Consider the following 410-nt stretch of genomic DNA (forward strand, 5'->3'; position numbering starts at 1 on the left):
TCATCGTTAAGATTACGGACGATCACGCCGACACTTGTCGACAAGCCCTGCAAGATGTTATCGATGACTATGGTCCAGAATACTTTAAGACAGTTACTTTTGACAACGGTTCAGAGTTTGCGGATTTATCAAAGGTAGCCGGCACGACAGTCTACTTTGCCCATCCATATTCACCATGGGAACGTGGTACTAATGAGAACCAGAACCAACTGATCCGCGAGTTCATTCCTAAGGGACATTCAATGAGAGCCTTGACCTTAACAGGGATTCAAGCAATCCAAAACGCTCTGAACCAAAGGCCACGAAAGGTTCTCAACTATCAATCGGCAATGTCAGTTCTGCCAGACTTCGATTAACTAGACCAATAACTAAGAATAGGTCGAAAGTGTTGCACTTGATTTGACAATTCG

General features: G+C 44.1%; 1 protein-coding gene. It reads left to right on the forward strand.

Annotation, left to right across the window (positions count from 1 at the left end):
- A partial coding sequence (locus FC15_RS07275) for an IS30 family transposase (protein WP_157051253.1) occupies window positions 1–356 on the forward strand: 356 nt, incomplete at its 5' end.
- Between the last annotated feature and the right edge of the window lie 54 nt (window positions 357–410).

The sequence above is a fragment of the Lapidilactobacillus concavus DSM 17758 genome, assembly GCF_001435835.1.
Classification (GTDB): domain Bacteria; phylum Bacillota; class Bacilli; order Lactobacillales; family Lactobacillaceae; genus Lapidilactobacillus; species Lapidilactobacillus concavus.